Here is a 19,133-nt window from a genome sequence, read left to right on the forward strand (position 1 = left end):
AATGTATCAATATCAATCTACAGTGACTTCAAAAATACTTTCTACTCCAGACCATCAAAGTCTTCGAATTTTACTGAAGCTAGTTTTGAAACTCCAGATTCTTGCATTGTTACTCCATATAATACATCTGCTTCTTCCATTGTTCCTCTTCTGTGAGTAATAACAATGAACTGCGTATTTTTAGTAAATTCTTTTAGATATCGACCATATCTTGCAACATTTGCCTCATCCAAAGCTGCTTCTACTTCGTCTAGTAAGCAGAATGGCACTGGCTTCACTTCTAAAATGGCAAATAATAATGCAATGGCTGTAAAGGCACGTTCTCCCCCTGATAATAGACTTAAGGACTGAAGTTTCTTACCAGGTGGTTGAGCAATAATCTCAATTCCAGTTTCTAATAAATTCGTAGGATCTGTTAATTCTAAAGAAGCACGTCCTCCTCCAAACAATCGAGGGAATGTTTGTTGGAATTGACTTGAAATAGCATCGAAAGTTTGTTTGAATCGACTCGTCACTTCCGTATCCATTTCTGTAATCGTGTCTTCTAGATTTTTCTTCGCATCTAATAAATCTTGTTGTTGAATTGTTAAAAATTCAAATCTTTCTTGAACTTTATCGTATTCTTCAATCGCCATTAAATTAACTGCACCCATTTGTTCGATTTGTTGTTTTAAGCTACGAACAGCTTTCGAAGCATCTTCAATTGACATGGTTAATTCTGTTTTCTCAATTGCTGCTTCAAATGTTAATTCATATTCTTCACTTAAATATTGCAGTTTTTGGTCAATTGCTAATTCAAATCGATTAGCTTTTGTTTCAACTTTTGATTGTTGTTTCAAATACTCTTGTAATTGATGTTGCGCTTGATTACGACTGACTTCCGTTTGCTTATTCAATACTTCTAATTGAATTCTCTCTTCTTTCAGTGCATCTAAAGCTTCTTCTAAAGCAGTAACAGTTTCTTTAATTGCTTCGTAATCTTTTACGGTTTGGTTGTAATCTGCTTCATTTTTCTCTTTCAAGTCATTCTGTTCATCTTTTTTCGATTCTAGTAAATGAACTTGTTCTTCTAAACGTTTTAAGGACAGCTTCTCTTGTTTGAATTCTTTCTTTTGATGTTGAACTTGCTCTTGCATACGAGCTTTTCGTGTTCCCACTTCTTGTAATTCTTGTTGTTTTTCTTGAAGCTGTTGCGTACGGTCTTCCTGAGATAATTGTAAATAATCCAATTCTTTTTTAACCGCTTGATTCTCTTTCGTAATCGTTCTTAATGCTTCATGCGTTTCAACGTATTGCTGTTCTAATTGTTCATATTGTTCAATAGATTCATCTAATTCATATTGTTGACTTAATGTTTGACGATTTATTTTATTAAATTCATCTTTTGAGTATTGTAATTCTAAACGAACTTCTTGTAATTGTTGTTTTAAAAGGGTCTCTTCTTCTTGAATCGCTGTTCCTTTTTGAACAATTTCGTTCCACTTCGTTTCTAACTGATTCCATTTTTCTGAAACTTGCTTCTCATATTCTTTCAACTTATTCAATTGTTGTTCTAACGCTTCTAATTGACTATTTCGTTTTACAAGAGATTGTTGTTGATGATTTTTGGAAGCTCCACCGGTCATAGATCCACCAGCATTGACAACATCGCCTTCTAAAGAAACAATACGATAACGATATTGCAATACTTTAGCAATTTTCATCGCATCATCCAATGTTTTAGCAACTACTGTTGTTCCTAAAATGTTACGAACAATGGATTGATACGTTTGATCTACTTGTACAAGATCACTAGCAATTCCAATATATCCTTGTAAAGAGAATAATTGCTGTTGAACTGAATCTGGCATTCTTTTCTCTTTAATAATCGTTAACGGTAAAAATGTTGCACGTCCTAAACGGTTCTGTTTTAAATAGTCAATCGCTTTTGCCGCAGCTTGTTCATGCTCTACCACAACATGTTGGCTACTTGCCCCTAAAGCAATATCGATTGCTAAGGTGTACGCATCTTCTACTCGAATTAATTCAGCAACTGAACCAATGACACCAGCGATTTGTTTCTTCTGTTTTAAGATTTCACGAACTCCTTGATAGTAGCCGGCATAATCTTCAGAAACTTGTTTCAAACTATGATAATTTGCTTGAGTTTGTTGTAATTGTCGTTCAATTTTTTGTTTTTGTTCTTGCAGTGTTTGACGTTCTTGACGTAAACTGTCTGCTTGTTCACGATAAGCATTTAAGTCTTCTTGTTTAGAATTTGTTCGTTGAGCTAAGTTTTCTTCTTTTTCCACTAATTGAGAAATCTTTTGTTCTAATTGTTTCGATTGCTCTTCAAATAATTCTTGCTTTTCAACTAACTTATCATGTTGATTTTGATTTTGTTCCATCGAACGTTCTAAGTGTTTTTCTTGGTTCGTTAATTTTGAAATTTCTTGTAATTGTTCGATATATTGACTTTGTAATTGCTTTTGTCGCTCTTCATTACCTTGGCTTAATTGTTCTAATTCTTCTACTAATTTAGACCATAATGATTCAATTTCATTTAATTCAACTTCTTTAATGGCAACTGATTTTTCTAATTCAGCTACTGTCTTTTCTGTTGATTCTAACTGACGAATGACTTCTACTAAGGCTAATTGATTTTCTTCATTTGTACGATTCGCAAACTCTTGTTTTTGTTGATAAACTTTACGTTCACCATCTAATTGTTCCATTTTTTGAATCGCATCAACGTATAAGACTTGTTTTTCGTCTAATGCAGTATTTTTTTCAGCAAGTAATTCTTGTTGTTCTAACACTTTATGCTCTAGTTCTACTAATTTTTGTTCTGTCTTCGTCACAGTTTCTTGTAATTGAGCTACTTCTTTTTTAGCGACTGTCCATTGAGTGTTCAGTGTTTCAATTTCAACGGCTAATAATGCTGTTTCAATGCCTTGTAATTCTTCTTTCTTCGATAAATAAACAATCGCTTTTTCCTTTTGTTCTAATAAAGGCGTTAATTGGCTTTTAATTTCATGTAAAATATCTTCAACACGATTTAAATGTTCTTGTGTTTGGTCTAACTTTCTTTGCGCTTGAGTTTTACGGTCTTTATATTTTAATACCCCTGCAGCTTCTTCAATAATCATTCGTCGATCTTCAGGTTTATCATTAAAAATTTGTTCAACTTTCCCTTGAGAAATTAAAGCAAATGAATCCTTCCCTAGACCAGAATCCATCATCAAACTAGTAATATCTTTTAATCGACAAGCTTTCTTATTAATAAAGAAGTCACTATCCCCATTACGGTTCAATCGACGAGTTAATACAACTTGAGAATGCTCAATTGCTAATTTTCCATCTTCATTGTTAATATGCAAATTTACTTCAGCAATATTCACAGGTTTACGAGTTTGAGAACCTGCAAAAATGACATCATCCATTTTTTTACCACGTAAACTTTTAGCAGATTGTTCTCCTAAAACCCATTTAATTGCTTCTGACAAATTAGATTTTCCACTACCGTTTGGACCTACGACTGCGGTTACGCCTTTATCAAATTCGATAACAGTTTTATCCGCAAATGACTTAAATCCAGACATTTCAATTTTCTCTAACTGCATCCTTGACTCCTTTTTTAAGAAATAACGTTTAATTTTTCTAATGTTCTTTTAGCAGATAATTGTTCTGCTGCTTTCTTCGTCTTACCTTCACCGATTTCATAGCCTTTTTCATTCACATGAACTTGTACGGTATAAAAACGTGCATGAGAAGGGCCTTCTTCTTTTAGTAATTCATAACGAATATTCACATTCCCATTTCTTTGGAAGTATTCTTGTAATTCTGTTTTAAAATCCCCGACTAATGTAAATCGTCCATCTTTCATTTTCGAGATAATAACTTGTGTTAGAAATTGACTGGCTCCTTCAAACCCTTGGTCTAAATAAATAGCCCCTACAAATGCTTCAAAAACGTCACAGAGAACTGCTGGATTTTCATGTCCTTTGGAAGCACGTTCTCCCTTTCCTAATAAGAGATATTTATCTAACTCACACTCTTTAGCAAGTGTCGACAAGCTTTCTTCGCAAACGATTTGCGCTCTTAACTTTGTTAACTCGCCTTCTTTTTTTGTTGGCATTTGACGGTATAACCAGTTTGAGATAAATAATTCTAAAACGGCATCGCCTAAAAACTCAATACGCTCATTATAAATTCCTTTGCACTCTTTATGTTCGTTTGCATAGGATGAATGAGTTAATGCTTCTTTTAGATAGTTTTCATTTTTAAATTGTATTTGATATTCTTTTTTTATTTTTTCTTTAAATTGTTCGATTGAATACATGCCCTTCGGCTCCTTATCATTTCTCTATCTTCCTATTATAAAAGGTTTGATAAAACATTACAAACGATTTTATAATAGGGACGTATTCTGACACGTAAAGCAATAGAAAAGACTTTTACAGATTGTAGCAAGGTCGACAGCAGCCTCGCTTTGCGAGTCTCATGTCTAAACTTTGAGCCTTGGTCTCAAAGCTTCCCTGTAATATTAGCCAAAATGGCTAATATTACTATTGCCACAATAACAAGTCTTTTCTATTGCTTTACTTTTTATCTTCAAAAATCAAATATTCGAACCTTATATTATGATTTCTGCCGAATACTAAAAAATTCTGCCCAATAAGGATTTTCAGAATTAAAAATTTCCACTTCATCATCTGTCATATTATGAGGATAATCTTGAAAGAGATTATATATGTGCTTCTTATCAAATGAAAAAAGATGTTCACCACAAGTTTCTAAATTGTCTATCCACCAAATTGTATCAGTTTTATTATTCTTATAAAAATCACTTAACATCTCATAATTTTCCTTTCAGTTGATTATTAGTTTTATATTGATTTAGCCGAGTATAATTTAAACACTATAATTATTCGTAACAAATTTAAAGAAAAAAGAACTTTTCTCCGTAGCCGAAGTAAAATTAGCTTTTCAAGCTAATTTTACAGGAAATTTTGAGACCTTGGCTCAAAATTTAGGCATGAGACCTCAGGGCTGCTGCCGCCCTGGCTACTTTTAGAAAAGTTCTTTTTACTTTAAATGCCCTTATAGAAGTTAAATCCTACATTCCTTTTTTACGATAGCCTTTTACATAGTATTGGTTTTTCTCTTCATTAAACTCCAAAATTTCTACTAATGTGTTTTGTTGGAGTTGTGAAAGTTTTTGTGCTTCGTAAACTTCTACCCATTCTTCATAATGGTCCATTTCTGCTTTCATTTGAGCTCCAAGAAATTCTCTCAATCGCTCAATATCTGTTGGATTCTCAGCAGAAATCACTAACGAAGGATAAGCATTCGGCTGAAATTCTCCAACAATTAAATCAGATTTATTATAAATCGTCACCATCGGAATAGTTTCCATTTCTAAATCCTCAACTAATTCGTGAACCGTTTTTTCATGCATTAAGAAATTCGGAGACGAAGCATCTACTACATGCACTAGTAAATCAACATCGGCACTCTCTTCTAAAGTTGACTCAAATGCGTGAATTAAAGTCGTTGGTAAATCTTGAATAAATCCAACTGTATCCGTTAATGTCACATCATATTGATCAGCTAAATCAACTTTTCTTGTTAATGGATCTAATGTTGCGAACAATTGGTCCATCTGATACGTTCCAGCATCTGTTAATTGATTTAGAATTGTGGATTTTCCAGCATTTGTATAGCCAATTAATCCCATTCTAAAACCATTCGAACGATTTCTCTTCATTCTTGAACGTTGACGATGTAACTTCGTTTGTTCTAATTGCGCTTCAATATCTGAAATTTGTTTACGAATATGACGTTTATCCGTTTCTAATTGAGTTTCCCCTGGTCCTCTTGTTCCAATTCCCCCACCTTGTCTAGATAAGGCTGTACCTTGTCCTGACAAACGTGGTAATAAATAATTTAATTGAGCCAGTTGTACTTGAAGTTTTCCTTCTTTTGAACGAGCACGCATCGCAAAAATATCTAAAATTAATTGAACACGGTCAATAATTCGTGTATTAATCGTTTCATTTAGATTTTTCGTTTGAGAACCTGTTAGAGATTGGTAGAAAACAATTAAATCAATTTCTAGTTCATCGACTAAATGACTAATTTCTTCTACTTTCCCTTTTCCAATCATTGTACGACCACTATAAGTTTCTCTTTTTTGAGTAACTGTTACGACAACTTCTCCTTGAGCGGTATCCACTAATTGCTTCATTTCTTCTAAAGCATATTGAAATTGCTCGTCTGACTGTGTTGTTTGAACAGCAACAATCATGACTCTTTCTTTTGTGTTTTCCATTTATTCACTTCCCGATAAAAACTGCTGACAATCTAAAACAACTTGAGAAATTGTATTAGGATTTTCTACTAAATCATACCAATGTACAGCTTCGAATCGGTTTCTAAACCATGTTAATTGTCGTTTGGCATATCGTCTAGAGTTTTGTTGAATTTTTTGAATGGTAGCTTCTTTTGATAATTGACCCTCAAAATAATCCACCCATTCTTTATACCCAATTCCTCGAATCGATTGAACATCTAATCCTTTTACAGCATCATATAATTGTCTAGCTTCTTCTTCTAAACCATTTTGCATCATCATGTATACTCTTGTATCAATTCTTTCATAAAGGACTGCTCTATCCGTTGATAATCCGATAATATAGGCATCAAAAATAGCTTCTTTTTGTTGTTGATCATTAGCTGAAAATGGTTTCCCACTAGCATGAGTGACCTCTAATGCTCGAATGACTCTTCTTGTATTATTTGGATGAATAATTTCAGCACTAATAGGATCAACTGCTTTTAATTGCTCCCACATAGCCTGAGGTCCAATTTCTTCCAACTCTTTTTCCTTTTCTAGTCGATAAATGGGATCGTTAGAATCTTCACCACTAAAATGAAAATCAAATAATAAGCCTTCAATATATAGTCCAGTTCCTCCAACAATAATTGGAATTTTTCCTCGGCTAGCAATCTCATGAATCGCTTCTCTTGCCATTTGTTTGAAATCACTAGCAGTATATTCTTCTTTCACATCACAGATATCTAATAAGTAGTGAGGAATTCCTCGTGCTTCTTCAGAAGTCACTTTAGCTGTTCCTATATCCAATGTTTTATAAACTTGCATCGAGTCCCCATTAATGATTTCTCCATTTAATTGTTGTGCTAATTCGATACTAAGAGCTGTTTTCCCAACACCAGTCGGACCAACAATAACAATGATCTTTTGTTTGTCTACCATATTACTCCTTTATTTCACCTCGAAGCTCTAGTGCTTTTTGTGGATAATCTGTAAAAATTGCTTCTACATGAAGCTCAAAACAATGGTTCATCTCTTCTTCTTGATTGACTGTCCATACACGTTTTGGATATTGTGAATGAATCTCAAAAGCTTCTTTTAATAAGCGATAGTCCGGATGAACAGCTTCAAAATTCACTTCTTCAAATACAAAATTTGCCATTTCTACCGTTTCATATAAAAAGGCAATTTCTTGATTCGGTCGTAATTGTTTCATTTGAATAATACTTCTCGGATTAAAACTAGAATAAATAATCGCAAAATTTGGTTGTATTTTTTCTTGTAATGCCACACATTTTTCAACAATTCCTGCATATTCAATTTGATCCGTTTTTAATTCAATATTTAATTCACCTTTGAAATTCAATTCCTTTAACAACTGGAAAACTTCTTCTAATGTCGGAATTTTTTCTCCAGTAAATGATGCATGAAACCAACTTCCTGCATCTAATGCTTGAATATCTTCTACTGTTAAATCTTGAATTAAACCACTACCATTCGTCGTACGATCCACTGTTTCATCATGAATCACGACTAATTCTCCATCTTTTGAAACATGAACATCTAATTCAATCCCATCACTATGAACACGTACTGCCTCTTGAAAAGCAGCTAATGTATTTTCTGGATGAGTTCCTCTACTTCCTCTATGTGCAAAAATTTTAGTCATTTGCAATCACCTGTTTCTTTTGAACTTTATTTTGTTGACGAATCTTCCCAGACAATGCAATCAATTCTGCTGCATGTTGTTTGGTTAATGCTGTCATTTCTTCTCCTGACAACATACGACCAATTTCTTCGATACGTTTGTCTTCTTCTAATGTTGTAAGAGTCGTACGAGTACGATCATCCTTTTCCATTTTTTCAATAAAAATATGAACTCCCGCAATACTTGCCACCTGTGGTAAATGAGTGATACATAATACTTGGGCAAATTCCGAAATATAATGCATTTTATTCGCAATTGCTTGAGCTACTCGTCCACTCACTCCTGTATCTACCTCATCAAATACAATCGTTCCCACTCCATGTTTACGTACAAAAATAGTTTTCATAGCAAGGGTAATTCTAGATAATTCCCCACCAGATACAATTTTTTGTAATGGTTTAACTGGTTCACCTTTATTCGTTGAAATATAGAAGTAGACTTCATCCATCCCCGTTTCAAGTAATTGTTCACTTGGTTGGACACGAATTTCAAAAATGGCTTGTTCCATATATAATTCATGTAACTGTGTTTCTATTTTTTTCGCTAATTCAAGGGCAATTTCTTGTCTTTGCTGCGTTAATTCATGTGCCACTTGTTTTGCTTTTTGTTCGATTTGTGCTTTTTCTTGAATTAAAGTTTCAATAATACTTTCTTTATTTTCAATTTGATTTAATTGAGCTTGTGCTTGTGCTTGGAATTCTAATATTTCCTCTGCATTATCTCCATATTTACGTTTTAACTGATAATAAACATCTAAACGTTCTTCAATATAGGCTAATCTTTCTTCATCATATTCTGCATGATCTAATTCTTGACTCATATGAGAAACGGCATCTTGTAATTGATAATAAGATTCTTGTAATTGCTGATACAATTGTTGGTAATTTTCTCCAATACCTTGTAAAAATCCTATTTCTTGAGAAGCTTGACTAATGGCATCTACTGCAGAATATTCTTCCGTTTGTAACATAGATAAAGCGGACATTAAGTGCTCTTGAATTTTTTGGAAATGAGTAAAATATTCTTTTTCTTGAACTAATTCTTCCTCTTCTCCTATATAAATATTTGATAATTCAATTTCTTCTACTTGGAATTTTAATAAATCAATTTTTTGAGCATCTTCTTTTTCAGCAGTTTGTAACTTTCTTAATTGCTCTTGAATACTACAAAAATGTTCATAATACTGAGTATAATCGTCTTTTAAAGGTTGTAATTTTTGTCCTGCATATGCATCTAAAAGACTTAAATGATGCTCTTCATTTAATAATAAGAAATGTTCATTTTGCCCATGAATATCAATCAAATAAGGTCCAACTTGTTTTAATAATGAAACAGTAACCATTTGTCCATTAATACGACAAGTAGATTTACCTGTTTGATATAATTCACGTTGAATCATCATTTCATCATTTTCGATTTCAATGCCTAATGCTTCAATTTTTCTTCTTGTTTCTTCTGAGTCAATAGTAAAAACTGCTTGAATTGTCGCTTTTTCACTGCCATATCGAATCATTTCTAAACTAGCACGTTCTCCAGCGAGTAATCCTACTGCATCAATAATAATTGATTTACCTGCACCTGTTTCCCCAGTTAATACCGTCATGCCTTTTTCAAATTGGCAGCGAACTTCTTCAATAATTGCAAAATTTTTAATAAACAATTCTTGAATCATCGTTCCACCTCTATTTTAGATTTTTTAATTGTTGATGAGCTTCTTTCACAACTGTTTGAATACCAGTCTTCCAATCATAAGAGGAAGTAACGGTTTCATGTAATTGTAGATGTGCTAAAAACTCGATATTACCACTTCCACCCGTAATTGGAGAGAAAGTAAGCTGATTTACAGAAAAACCAATTTGTTCGCAATACTCTAAAATTTCTTCTAATACATCTTGATGAACTTTTGGATCACTAACAATCCCTTTTTTCCCAATACGTTCTCTTCCAGCTTCAAACTGTGGTTTAATGAGTACAAGAACGTCACCATCTATCTCTAAAATATCTTTTAATGGTGGTAAAATTAATTTTAAAGAAATAAATGAAACATCAATCGATGCTACTTGAGGTTTTCCTTTTGTAAAATCTTCTGGTTTACTAAAGCGGAAATTCACTCTTTCCATAACTTCTACTCGTTCGTCCTGTCTTAGTTTATAATCTAATTGATTATATCCAACATCTAATGCATAGCTTAATACAGCTCCATGTTGCAGAGCTGCATCTGTAAAGCCACCTGTTGAAGCACCAATATCTAATAAGATTTTACCTTCTACACTTACATCAAAAGTTGCGAGTGCTTTTTCTAATTTCAATCCACCTCTTGAAACGTAGCGAAGTGTTTCTCCTTTAATATAAAGTTCAGTTGTAATCGGAATTTTTTCGCCAGGTTTATCATAGCGAATATGTTTCACAGCATCGACAATTTGTCCTGCCATGACAAGTCTTTTCGCTTTTTCCCTAGAATCTGTCAATCCTTGTTGTACGACTAGAAGGTCTACTCGTTCTTTTTCCATTCTTTCTCCTTTAAATCTCTACATATGAGAGAATTTTTATAAATATTTCTTGTACTTGTCTTTGAACCGTTGTTTCATTTGAAATAGATAGAATTGCTTGTTTTGCCTGGTTGATTTCTTGTTCTAAGGCAAGTTTTGCTCCATCAATTCCTAAAATGCTAGGATACGTATTTTTTTCTAATGCTGCATCTTGTCCAGTAATTTTACCTGTTTTTTCAGAATCCCAGCAAACATCTTGTAAGTCATTTTGAATTTGAAAAGCTAAGCCAAAATGCACGCCAAATTTTAAAAGAGCTTCTTCATAAGGTGTCGCATCCTCTAAAACGAGTAAGCCTAAACGAATCGCAGCTAATAATAATTGTCCTGTTTTATCTGCATGAATTTGTTTGAGTTGCTCTAATGTAATTTCTTGATGTTCACTTGCAATATCTCTCATTTGACCTGTAATCATACCACTAGCTCCAGAAGCTGACCCTAAAACTTGGATAGCTCGAACTTTTTTTACATCAGATAATTGACATTGAGCTAATTCTTCGAATGCTAGTGTTAATAAAGCATCACCTGCTAAAATGGCAGTTGCTTCATCAAATTGCTTATGAACCGTTAACTTACCACGACGATAATCATCATTATCCATCCCTGGTAAGTCATCATGAATTAATGAATACGTATGAATCATTTCAATAGAAGCTGCAACTGGTAACACTTTTTGAAGTTCTACTTCTTCTAAATGACTGATTAAAAGTACTAATAATGGACGAATTCTCTTTCCACCACTACTACAAGCATACAGCATCGCTTCTCTCAAACTTGTTGAAATATTAGGAATCTCCTCTATTCGAGTTAATAAATAGTTTTCTATTTCTTGTTGCCAATATGAAATCATTTCACTCATGAGTTACTCCATTAATCTTCTTTTACAACAATCATTTTGCTGACTGTTTCTTCTGCTTTTGTTAATGTTTCATTACAATATTGACTTAGAGCCATTCCTTCTTGAAACTTTGCAATGGCTTCGTCTAAAGGAACATCTCCTCTTTCTAATTGCTGTACAATTTGTTCTAATTCACTCATTGCTTCTTCAAATTTTTTCTCTTTCTTTACCATAATTGATTTCCTTTCTCTACAGAAGTCACTTTAGAACGAACTGTTCCATCGACTAATTGAATTGTTAATTCTTGATTTACTTCTAACTGGTCAACACTTTTAATAATTGTTTCCTCTTGTTGTAAAATCCCATACCCACGATTCATAATTTTTAATGGACTTAATAAGTCTAATTGCTGAATCGCTCTTTGGAATTGTTGTTTTTTATCCTTCATCAATTGACCTTGTGCTTGTTCTAATCGTTTTGCTAAATATTGAAGTGCTTGTTTTTCCGTTTGTACTCTTCTACTTGGTGAACCTAATTCTAAACGATGTTGATTTTTTACTAATTGCTGACGTTTATGCTGAACACTTTGTTGCATCATTTGCTGCAATCGCATTTCTAATTGATCCACTCGCTGTTGATAGACTTGATAAATCCTTTCTGGATTTTGAAAAATACTTGCATTCGCTAATGCTTGCATTCTTTCTCGTTTGATTTGTAATTGTCGAGATAATGCTTGTTCCAGACGTGTTTGCAAATTTCTCAATTGTTGATGAATTTCCATTAAAACAGGCGTTGCAATTTCTGCAGCAGCCGTTGGAGTGGCAGCTCTCATATCAGATACAAAGTCAATTAAAGTAGTATCTGTTTCATGCCCTACACTTGAAATAACTGGAATCGACAACTCAGCGACTCTTCTTACAACAGGCTCCTCATTAAACGCCCACAAGTCCTCAATCGATCCACCACCACGTCCAATAATGACAACATCATAATCTTCTTGTTCTACTAAGTCTAAATTTTTCAAAATACTATTGACTGCATGAACTCCTTGTACAACTGTTGGATATAAGACTAATTGAACAATAGGAAATCTTCGAGCCACTGTTGTTTGAATATCTTGAATAACCGCACCTGATTCACTCGTTAAAATCGCAATTTTTTTAGGGAATTGAGGGATTGGCTTTTTAGGAAGAGAAAATAAACCTTCAGCTTCTAATTTCTTTTTCAATTGTTCATAGGCTAAATAAAGAGCCCCAACTCCATCCGGTTCCATATGCTCAATATTAATTTGGTACTGTCCTGATTTTTCAAAAACAGAAACTTTACCAATCACTAATACTTTCATCCCTTCTTCAGGACGGAATTGAATTTTTTTAAAGGCAGATTGGAACATTGTGGCAGAAATAATGGCATTTTCATCTTTTAAACTAAAATACTGGTGAGTCGGACGTAAACGAAAATTTGAAATTTCCCCAGTTAGATATACTCTTCCAAGATGAGGATCTTTATCAAATTTATATTTTATATATTTTGTTAATGCCGAGACTGTTACATATTCTTCACTCATAAATGTTTTCCCTCTTACATGCATTAAGATATGTCTGCTCTAATAACATCGCAATGGTCATTGGACCAACTCCCCCTGGTACTGGAGTAATGGCACTAGCTAAATCTTTAACCCCATCAAAATCGACATCTCCAACGAGTTTGCCAGATTCTAATCGGTTAATGCCCACATCAATGATGACAGCATCTTTTTTCACATGCTCTCTCAAAACTAAATTTGGTTTTCCAACCGCACTAATAATAATATCTGCACGAGCAATTTGTTTCTCTAAATCTTTTGTTCGACTATGACAAACGGTTACTGTTGCCCCACGATTTAAGCCCAATAAAGCCATTGGACGACCAACAATGGTACTTTGCCCAATTACAACCATTTCTTTTCCAGTAAGGTCAATTTCATACTCTTCTAATAATCGAATGATTCCTTTTGGCGTACATGGGACAATACTTTCATCTTTTTGAAGTAATTTTCCTAAATTTACAGGATGGAAGCCATCTACATCTTTTTCGGGAATAATGGCTTCTAATACTGTCTGGCTATCAATCTGTTTTGGTAATGGTAATTGAACTAAAATTCCATGAATAGCATCATCTTCATTTAGTGTTTTAATTTTTTCTAATAACTCTTCTTGATTAGTAGTCTCAGGTAATCTTTCAACAACCGAATGAAAGCCCGCTTCATTTGCAGCACGTTCTTTATTGCGTACATAAATTTGACTAGCAGGATCTTCTCCTACTAATAATACGACTAAACCGGGTTTTACTGCCTGTTCTTCTACTTTTTGTTTCAATTCTTGACGAATTTTTAAGGCTAAACTTTTACCATCTAATACAATCGCCATTTACTCACTCCTTTAAATAAAAAATTGAGCAAAAAGTGTTCCTGGAAGCAAATCATTGCTTCGGAGCGCCTTCTTGCTCAACCTCCTATACTGACTTACCCTTCAACAAAGTTTGATAAGACACCATTAATAAATTTCGCTGATTTTTCATCACTATATAATTTTGCAATTTCAATTGCTTCATTCAATGCAACTGTTTGAGGAACTTCCAATTCAGGCGAACGCATTTCGCAAACTGCTACACGCATAATCATTAAATCTAAGCGAACGATTCTATTTAATTCCCATCCTTTTAAATGTGAGGAAATTAAAGCATCAATCTCTTCTAATTGGTTTTGAACCCCTTGTATTAAATCTAATGAATAATGAATTTCTGGGAACTCATCTAATAACGCTTCATTAGAATATACTTCTTCATCAAATGATTGTTCATCATGCAATACGTCTAATGCTAAGCGAACAGCATCAAATTCTGATAAATCTTTACAAATATCCATTTGATACAAAGCTTGAATAGCAATAATACGTAGTGCACGTCTTTTTAATGGGTTACGACTCACTCTTCATCCCCCAATTCAAAAATTTTAGAATCTACATTTTTTGCTGGAATAATTGTTTGAACATGAATATTTACTTGAGAAATTTCTAGTTCACAACTAAATAATAATTGTTCTTTAATTTTATTTTGTAATAATAATGCTAATTTTGGAATAGATACTCCATAATCCACATTACCGTACACATCAAGAATAAATTCACCTTGTTCTTGGGTTAAATAAGCACCTTTTGCTAATTCTTCACGTCCAAAAAGTGTATTCACACTTGTTTTAATAATTCCTGATAAAGGATGGAATCCTTCGACTTTAGAAGCAACAATTCCTGCAATGCTCTCAATCACTTCAGGGGCAATTTCAATAGCACCTAAAACGGCTGTTTGATTTGAATATTTTTCCATAATGAACCTCCTTTTACAAAGATTCTGAATCGCTATCTGTCTCAATGAGCATCACGAATCATGATCTTCACTCTCTTCTACAGTTTACCATGATTTTTGTTCTATCACAACTCACAAGGTAGTATCTTATAAAATAATCAATTCACGTGGAACTTGTTGAATCACTTCTCCACCAGTTGGTGTAATAATAATATCATCTTCAATACGAACGCCACCAACGCCTGGAATATAAATACCTGGTTCATTTGTAATCACATTTCCAGGAACAAACGCTTGAGTCGCTAAACGACTTACATTTGGAGCTTCATGAATTTCTAAACCAATACCATGTCCAGTTGAGTGCGTGAAGTATTCGCCATATCCTTTACTTGCGATATAGTCACGAGCAATTTTATCTAATTCTACTCCAGTTTTACCTGGTCCTGCTGCTGCACTTACTAATAATTGAGCTTGTAATACAACATCATGAATTTCTTTTAATTGATCTGTTGGTTCTCCTACAGCAATTGTACGAGTCATATCAGAAACATAACCTTGATAGTAACATCCAAAGTCTAATGTTACTAAATCACCAGTTTCGATTAATTTTTCACTAGCAACACCATGAGGCATTGAAGAACGAACACCACTAGCAATAATTGTATCAAATGAAACACCAGATGCGCCTTGTTTTCTCATGAAGAAATCTAATTCATTTGCTACTTCAATTTCACTCATTCCTGCTTTTAGCACATTTAAAATATGTAAAAAGGCTGCATCAGAAATCGAACAAGCTTTACGAATCGTTTGAATTTCAGCTTCATCTTTAATTTCACGAATTTTTTCTACTAATCCTTGAGTTGGAACTAAATCTGTATCAAATTCATCTTCAAAAACTTCTAACATTGAAACAGATAAGTGGTCTGCTTCAAACCCAACATGTTTTAGTCCATGTTTTTCAATTAATTCACGGAATACACCTAACCAACCTGTTTTATGTTCAATCACTGTAAATCCTTGTGCTTGTTTTTGAGCTTGTTGAGTATATCGAGCATCTGTTACAAAATATGCTTCATTTAATGTAATTAATGAAAAACCTGTTGTACCTGTAAAATTCGCTAAGTAACGTAAATTATATGGACTATAAACAATTAATCCATCAATTTCTAAATCCTTCATTGCATTTCTTACTTTTTCAACTCTAATCATATAATCACCTTCCAAAATCTTTTGTGTAACCTAGTATAACAAAAAAACTCAATAATATACATGATTTTTAAGAAAAAAATAAACTTTTAGGTTAACCTAAATTTGATTCACTTAAATAAAAAACAACTATAACAAAATGTCATAGTTGTCGTTCGTCATTTTAAAATTTTCTAAATTTTTCTAAGCGTTGACTTACTAGTTCTTCCTTTGATTTGGTACGCCATTCTTTTAAAGATGCCAATAATGAAGTTTGAAGTTCAGTCGCTATTTTTTTAAACGAACGGTTTTTCTCTAAAATAATTTTATCAACAATTCCTTCTTCGAATAATTCCTTACTTGTAAACTTCATTAATTCACTTGCTTGTTCTGCTTTTGAACTATCTTTCCACAAAATTGAAGCAAATCCTTCTGGAGATAAAATTGAATAGATGGCATATTCCATCATCCAAACTTCATTAGCTACAGCTAATGCAATAGCTCCTCCACTTCCACCTTCACCCATTAAAATGGCAATAACCGGAACAGTTAAATGACTCATCTCTTGAAGATTTTTAGCAATGGCTTCCCCAATCCCTCTATCTTCAGCGCTTTTACCACAAAAAGCGCCAGCTGTATTAATCATGGTAATAATTGGACGATTAAATTTTTCAGCTTGTTTCATTAATCTTAAACTTTTTCGATAACCTTCTGGATGAACTTGTCCAAAGTTACGCTCAATATTTTCTTTTAAAGTATGTCCTTTTTGCATTCCAATGACTGTAACTGGAATCTCTTTTAAACGAGCAATTCCTCCAATAATGGCAGCATCATCTGCAAAAAAACGATCTCCTTTTAATTCGATAAAGTCATCGAAAATTTCGTCAATCCATTCTTTAGTGGTTGCACGATTAATATCACGTGCTTTTTGGACGATTTTCATTGGTTTCATCTGAATTCCTCCTCTAAAGAATGTAGACTTAAAAGAGTTTTTAATGTTTCTTTTAACTGAGTACGATGAATGATAGCATCAATAAATCCATTTGCCTGTACAGTTTCGGCTTGTTGGAAATCATCCGGTAACTTTTCTTTCATCGTTTGCTCTATAACACGTTTACCCGCAAATCCTACAATCGCTTTTGGTTCACTAATAATAATATCCCCTTGCATCGCAAAACTTGCTGTTACACCACCTGTTGTAGGATCTGTTAATACCGTGATGTACAATAATCCTGCTAAGTGATGCGCTTGTACTGCTGCACTAATTTTTGCCATTTGCATTAATGAATAAATTCCTTCTTGCATTCTAGCACCCCCAGAAGCTGTGCAAACTATAATTGGAAGTTTTCTCTTCGTTGCTTCTTCAAAGGCTAAAGTAAGTTTCTCACCAACTACTTGTCCCATTGAACCCATCATAAAATAAGGATTCATAATCGCTAAAACAAATGGTAAGTGATTAATTTTTGCAAGCCCAACAGTTACAGCTTCTTCTTCTCCTGTAGTCTGTCGTGCTTTTTTCTGTTTTAAGTCATAACCTGGGAAATCGACTGCTACTTTCATTTGTTCGTCAACAAACCACTCTTCAAATTCATCTGTCATAATAGAAATTCTTTGTTTTGGTGTTAATCTAAAATGATAATCACAATTTGGACAAATTTGAAATTCCCCAATATCATCCAAATAAACCGTTTTTTGACATTGAGGGCATTGAATCCATTTCCCGTCTGGAATCATTGGAGCTTTTTCAGATTCTACTACATCAACAGGAGTCTGTTTTAATGAAATATAAGGACGTTTTTTAAATAAACCCATTTAATCACTCCTTTATGGACGAGACTTATTAAACCATTCTGGTAAGAATTTTTCTTCTACAACATTTGTCGTATAATCTCCTCTTTCAAAAAAAGTTGATTGCAATAAATCTTGTAAAAATTCCTTATTCGTCTCAACGCCTTCAACTACTAATTCTTGTAGTACTCGTTCCATTTTTAAAATAGCTTGAGTTCTACTTGGTGCATGGACAATTAATTTTGATAACATAGAATCATAAAATGGTGGAATTTTATACCCAGCATATAAGGCTGACTCTATTCTGACACCTAGACCACCATTTGGTTGATGTAAGACTTCAATCGTTCCTGGTGCAGGTCTAAAGTTTTCTCTTGGACATTCTGCATTTAAACGACATTCGATAGAGTGTCCATTAATTTTAATCTCATCTTGATTAAAGTTTAATCTTTCGCCATATGCTACTTTTAATTGCCATTCTACTAAATCAATGCCTGTTATCATTTCTGTAATTGGATGTTCTACTTGAATACGAGTATTCATCTCCATAAAATAGAAATTTTTATCCTGATCCACTAAAAATTCAATCGTTCCAGCATTTTCATAGCTTACTGATTTTGCTGCTAACACAGCTGCTTTCCCCATTTTTTCACGTAATTCCTCATCTAAATAAGGACTTGGTGCTTCTTCTATAATTTTTTGATTTTTTCTTTGTAAAGAACAATCACGTTCCCCTAAATGAATAACATTGCCATGAGAATCTGCTAAAATTTGAAACTCAATATGTTTAGCAGGATAAATAATTCGCTCTATATACACTTCTTCATTTCCAAATGCTTGAAGCGCTTCTTGTTGAGCTGCTAAAAATTGTTTTTCAAACTCTTCTAGACTTTGAACTTTACGAATTCCTTTTCCGCCACCACCTGCGACAGCTTTAATTAAAAGAGGAAATCCAATTTTTTCTGCAATTTTTAATCCTTCTTCAACCGTTGGAACTACCCCATCACTACCTGGTATAACGGGAACTCCTGCTTTCATCATTTGTTTACGAGCTTGTGCTTTATCCCCCATCATTTGAATGACATGTGCGCTAGGTCCAATGAATTTCACCTGACATTCTTCACACATTTTTGCAAATTTAGGATTTTCCGATAAAAAACCAAAACCTGGATGAATCGCTTGTGATCCAGTTAATACAGCTGCACTTAAAATATTTTCAACATTCAAATAAGATTCTTTACTAATATTTTTACCTATGCAAACCGCATAATCTGCTAATTGTACATGTAGTGCTTCAGAATCAGCCTGAGAATACACAGCTACCGTTTCAATATTAAGTTCTCTACATGCACGAATCAATCGACAAGCAATTTCTCCTCGATTCGCAATTAAAATTCTTTTAAACATATC

At 33.5% G+C, this 19,133-nt stretch carries 18 protein-coding genes; all 18 read right to left on the bottom strand.

What is annotated here, in order from left to right; genetic code table 11:
* Window positions 1-41: 41 nt before the first annotated feature.
* Entirely contained in the window at window positions 42-3,602 is a 3,561-nt protein-coding gene (gene smc, locus RWO76_RS00505; protein ID WP_314353571.1) for a chromosome segregation protein SMC, read from the bottom strand.
* Window positions 3,603-3,616: 14 nt separating this feature from the next.
* The gene (gene rnc, locus RWO76_RS00510; RefSeq protein WP_314353573.1) at window positions 3,617-4,321 is read right to left on the bottom strand and encodes a ribonuclease III; all 705 of its coding nucleotides are present in this window, start codon (window positions 4,319-4,321) and stop codon (window positions 3,617-3,619) included.
* Between the two features lie 299 nt (window positions 4,322-4,620).
* Complete coding sequence (locus RWO76_RS00515; protein WP_314353574.1) at window positions 4,621-4,836, bottom strand: hypothetical protein; 216 nt, start codon at window positions 4,834-4,836, stop codon at window positions 4,621-4,623.
* Window positions 4,837-5,098: 262 nt separating this feature from the next.
* A complete protein-coding gene (gene hflX / locus RWO76_RS00520) occupies window positions 5,099-6,313 on the bottom strand; it encodes a GTPase HflX (RefSeq protein ID WP_314353575.1) in 1,215 nt (404 codons plus the stop codon).
* Entirely contained in the window at window positions 6,314-7,258 is a 945-nt protein-coding gene (gene miaA, locus RWO76_RS00525; protein WP_314353577.1) for a tRNA (adenosine(37)-N6)-dimethylallyltransferase MiaA, read from the bottom strand. It lies immediately after the preceding gene.
* 1 nt (window position 7,259) lies between these two features.
* Window positions 7,260-7,985 (bottom strand): glycerophosphodiester phosphodiesterase, encoded by a 726-nt coding sequence (locus RWO76_RS00530; protein ID WP_314353578.1) that lies wholly within the window; start codon window positions 7,983-7,985, stop codon window positions 7,260-7,262.
* Window positions 7,978-9,696, bottom strand: coding sequence for a DNA repair protein RecN (gene recN / locus RWO76_RS00535; RefSeq protein ID WP_314353579.1), 1,719 nt, complete (start codon window positions 9,694-9,696; stop codon window positions 7,978-7,980). The genes RWO76_RS00530 and recN overlap by 8 nt, the downstream gene beginning before the upstream one ends.
* Window positions 9,697-9,706: 10 nt before the next feature.
* Entirely contained in the window at window positions 9,707-10,534 is an 828-nt protein-coding gene (locus RWO76_RS00540) for a TlyA family RNA methyltransferase (protein WP_314353580.1), read from the bottom strand.
* 10 nt (window positions 10,535-10,544) lie between these two features.
* On the bottom strand, window positions 10,545-11,429 hold the full coding sequence (locus RWO76_RS00545) for a farnesyl diphosphate synthase (RefSeq protein ID WP_314353581.1): 885 nt from the start codon (window positions 11,427-11,429) through the stop codon (window positions 10,545-10,547).
* Window positions 11,430-11,440: 11 nt separating this feature from the next.
* Entirely contained in the window at window positions 11,441-11,641 is a 201-nt protein-coding gene (locus tag RWO76_RS00550; protein WP_006702549.1) for an exodeoxyribonuclease VII small subunit, read from the bottom strand.
* The gene (gene xseA / locus RWO76_RS00555; RefSeq protein ID WP_314353582.1) at window positions 11,635-12,975 is read right to left on the bottom strand and encodes an exodeoxyribonuclease VII large subunit; all 1,341 of its coding nucleotides are present in this window, start codon (window positions 12,973-12,975) and stop codon (window positions 11,635-11,637) included. Before xseA ends, RWO76_RS00550 begins: the two co-directional genes overlap by 7 nt.
* A complete protein-coding gene (gene folD / locus RWO76_RS00560) occupies window positions 12,968-13,816 on the bottom strand; it encodes a bifunctional methylenetetrahydrofolate dehydrogenase/methenyltetrahydrofolate cyclohydrolase FolD (protein WP_314353583.1) in 849 nt (282 codons plus the stop codon). Before folD ends, xseA begins: the two co-directional genes overlap by 8 nt.
* Before the next feature lie 95 nt (window positions 13,817-13,911).
* On the bottom strand, window positions 13,912-14,376 hold the full coding sequence (gene nusB, locus RWO76_RS00565; RefSeq protein WP_006702546.1) for a transcription antitermination factor NusB: 465 nt from the start codon (window positions 14,374-14,376) through the stop codon (window positions 13,912-13,914).
* On the bottom strand, window positions 14,373-14,771 hold the full coding sequence (locus tag RWO76_RS00570; RefSeq protein WP_314353585.1) for an Asp23/Gls24 family envelope stress response protein: 399 nt from the start codon (window positions 14,769-14,771) through the stop codon (window positions 14,373-14,375). Before RWO76_RS00570 ends, nusB begins: the two co-directional genes overlap by 4 nt.
* Window positions 14,772-14,897: 126 nt before the next feature.
* Complete coding sequence (locus RWO76_RS00575) at window positions 14,898-15,959, bottom strand: Xaa-Pro peptidase family protein (protein ID WP_314257261.1); 1,062 nt, start codon at window positions 15,957-15,959, stop codon at window positions 14,898-14,900.
* A gap of 160 nt (window positions 15,960-16,119) precedes the next feature.
* The gene (accA, locus tag RWO76_RS00580) at window positions 16,120-16,887 is read right to left on the bottom strand and encodes an acetyl-CoA carboxylase carboxyl transferase subunit alpha (RefSeq protein ID WP_314353586.1); all 768 of its coding nucleotides are present in this window, start codon (window positions 16,885-16,887) and stop codon (window positions 16,120-16,122) included.
* Complete coding sequence (accD, locus tag RWO76_RS00585) at window positions 16,884-17,747, bottom strand: acetyl-CoA carboxylase, carboxyltransferase subunit beta (protein WP_314353587.1); 864 nt, start codon at window positions 17,745-17,747, stop codon at window positions 16,884-16,886. Before accD ends, accA begins: the two co-directional genes overlap by 4 nt.
* A 12-nt stretch (window positions 17,748-17,759) precedes the next feature.
* On the bottom strand, window positions 17,760-19,130 hold the full coding sequence (gene accC / locus RWO76_RS00590) for an acetyl-CoA carboxylase biotin carboxylase subunit (protein ID WP_314353588.1): 1,371 nt from the start codon (window positions 19,128-19,130) through the stop codon (window positions 17,760-17,762).
* Window positions 19,131-19,133 lie beyond the last annotated feature (3 nt).

Source organism: uncultured Granulicatella sp., from assembly GCF_963521425.1.
In the GTDB taxonomy this organism is placed as follows: Bacteria; Bacillota; Bacilli; order Lactobacillales; family Aerococcaceae; genus Granulicatella.

Coding starts and splice junctions, on each gene's coding strand:
- RWO76_RS00550 (WP_006702549.1), bottom strand. CDS start 11,641: ATGGTAAAGAAAGAGAAAAAATTTGAAGAAGCAATGAGTGAATTAGAA.
- RWO76_RS00530 (WP_314353578.1), bottom strand. CDS start 7,985: ATGACTAAAATTTTTGCACATAGAGGAAGTAGAGGAACTCATCCAGAA.
- RWO76_RS00540 (WP_314353580.1), bottom strand. CDS start 10,534: ATGGAAAAAGAACGAGTAGACCTTCTAGTCGTACAACAAGGATTGACA.
- RWO76_RS00515 (WP_314353574.1), bottom strand. CDS start 4,836: ATGTTAAGTGATTTTTATAAGAATAATAAAACTGATACAATTTGGTGG.
- accD (WP_314353587.1), bottom strand. CDS start 17,747: ATGGGTTTATTTAAAAAACGTCCTTATATTTCATTAAAACAGACTCCT.
- folD (WP_314353583.1), bottom strand. CDS start 13,816: ATGGCGATTGTATTAGATGGTAAAAGTTTAGCCTTAAAAATTCGTCAA.
- RWO76_RS00575 (WP_314257261.1), bottom strand. CDS start 15,959: ATGATTAGAGTTGAAAAAGTAAGAAATGCAATGAAGGATTTAGAAATT.
- RWO76_RS00570 (WP_314353585.1), bottom strand. CDS start 14,771: ATGGAAAAATATTCAAATCAAACAGCCGTTTTAGGTGCTATTGAAATT.
- hflX (WP_314353575.1), bottom strand. CDS start 6,313: ATGGAAAACACAAAAGAAAGAGTCATGATTGTTGCTGTTCAAACAACA.
- xseA (WP_314353582.1), bottom strand. CDS start 12,975: ATGAGTGAAGAATATGTAACAGTCTCGGCATTAACAAAATATATAAAA.
- smc (WP_314353571.1), bottom strand. CDS start 3,602: ATGCAGTTAGAGAAAATTGAAATGTCTGGATTTAAGTCATTTGCGGAT.
- accC (WP_314353588.1), bottom strand. CDS start 19,130: ATGTTTAAAAGAATTTTAATTGCGAATCGAGGAGAAATTGCTTGTCGA.
- accA (WP_314353586.1), bottom strand. CDS start 16,887: ATGAAACCAATGAAAATCGTCCAAAAAGCACGTGATATTAATCGTGCA.
- miaA (WP_314353577.1), bottom strand. CDS start 7,258: ATGGTAGACAAACAAAAGATCATTGTTATTGTTGGTCCGACTGGTGTT.
- rnc (WP_314353573.1), bottom strand. CDS start 4,321: ATGTATTCAATCGAACAATTTAAAGAAAAAATAAAAAAAGAATATCAA.
- RWO76_RS00545 (WP_314353581.1), bottom strand. CDS start 11,429: ATGAGTGAAATGATTTCATATTGGCAACAAGAAATAGAAAACTATTTA.
- recN (WP_314353579.1), bottom strand. CDS start 9,696: ATGATTCAAGAATTGTTTATTAAAAATTTTGCAATTATTGAAGAAGTT.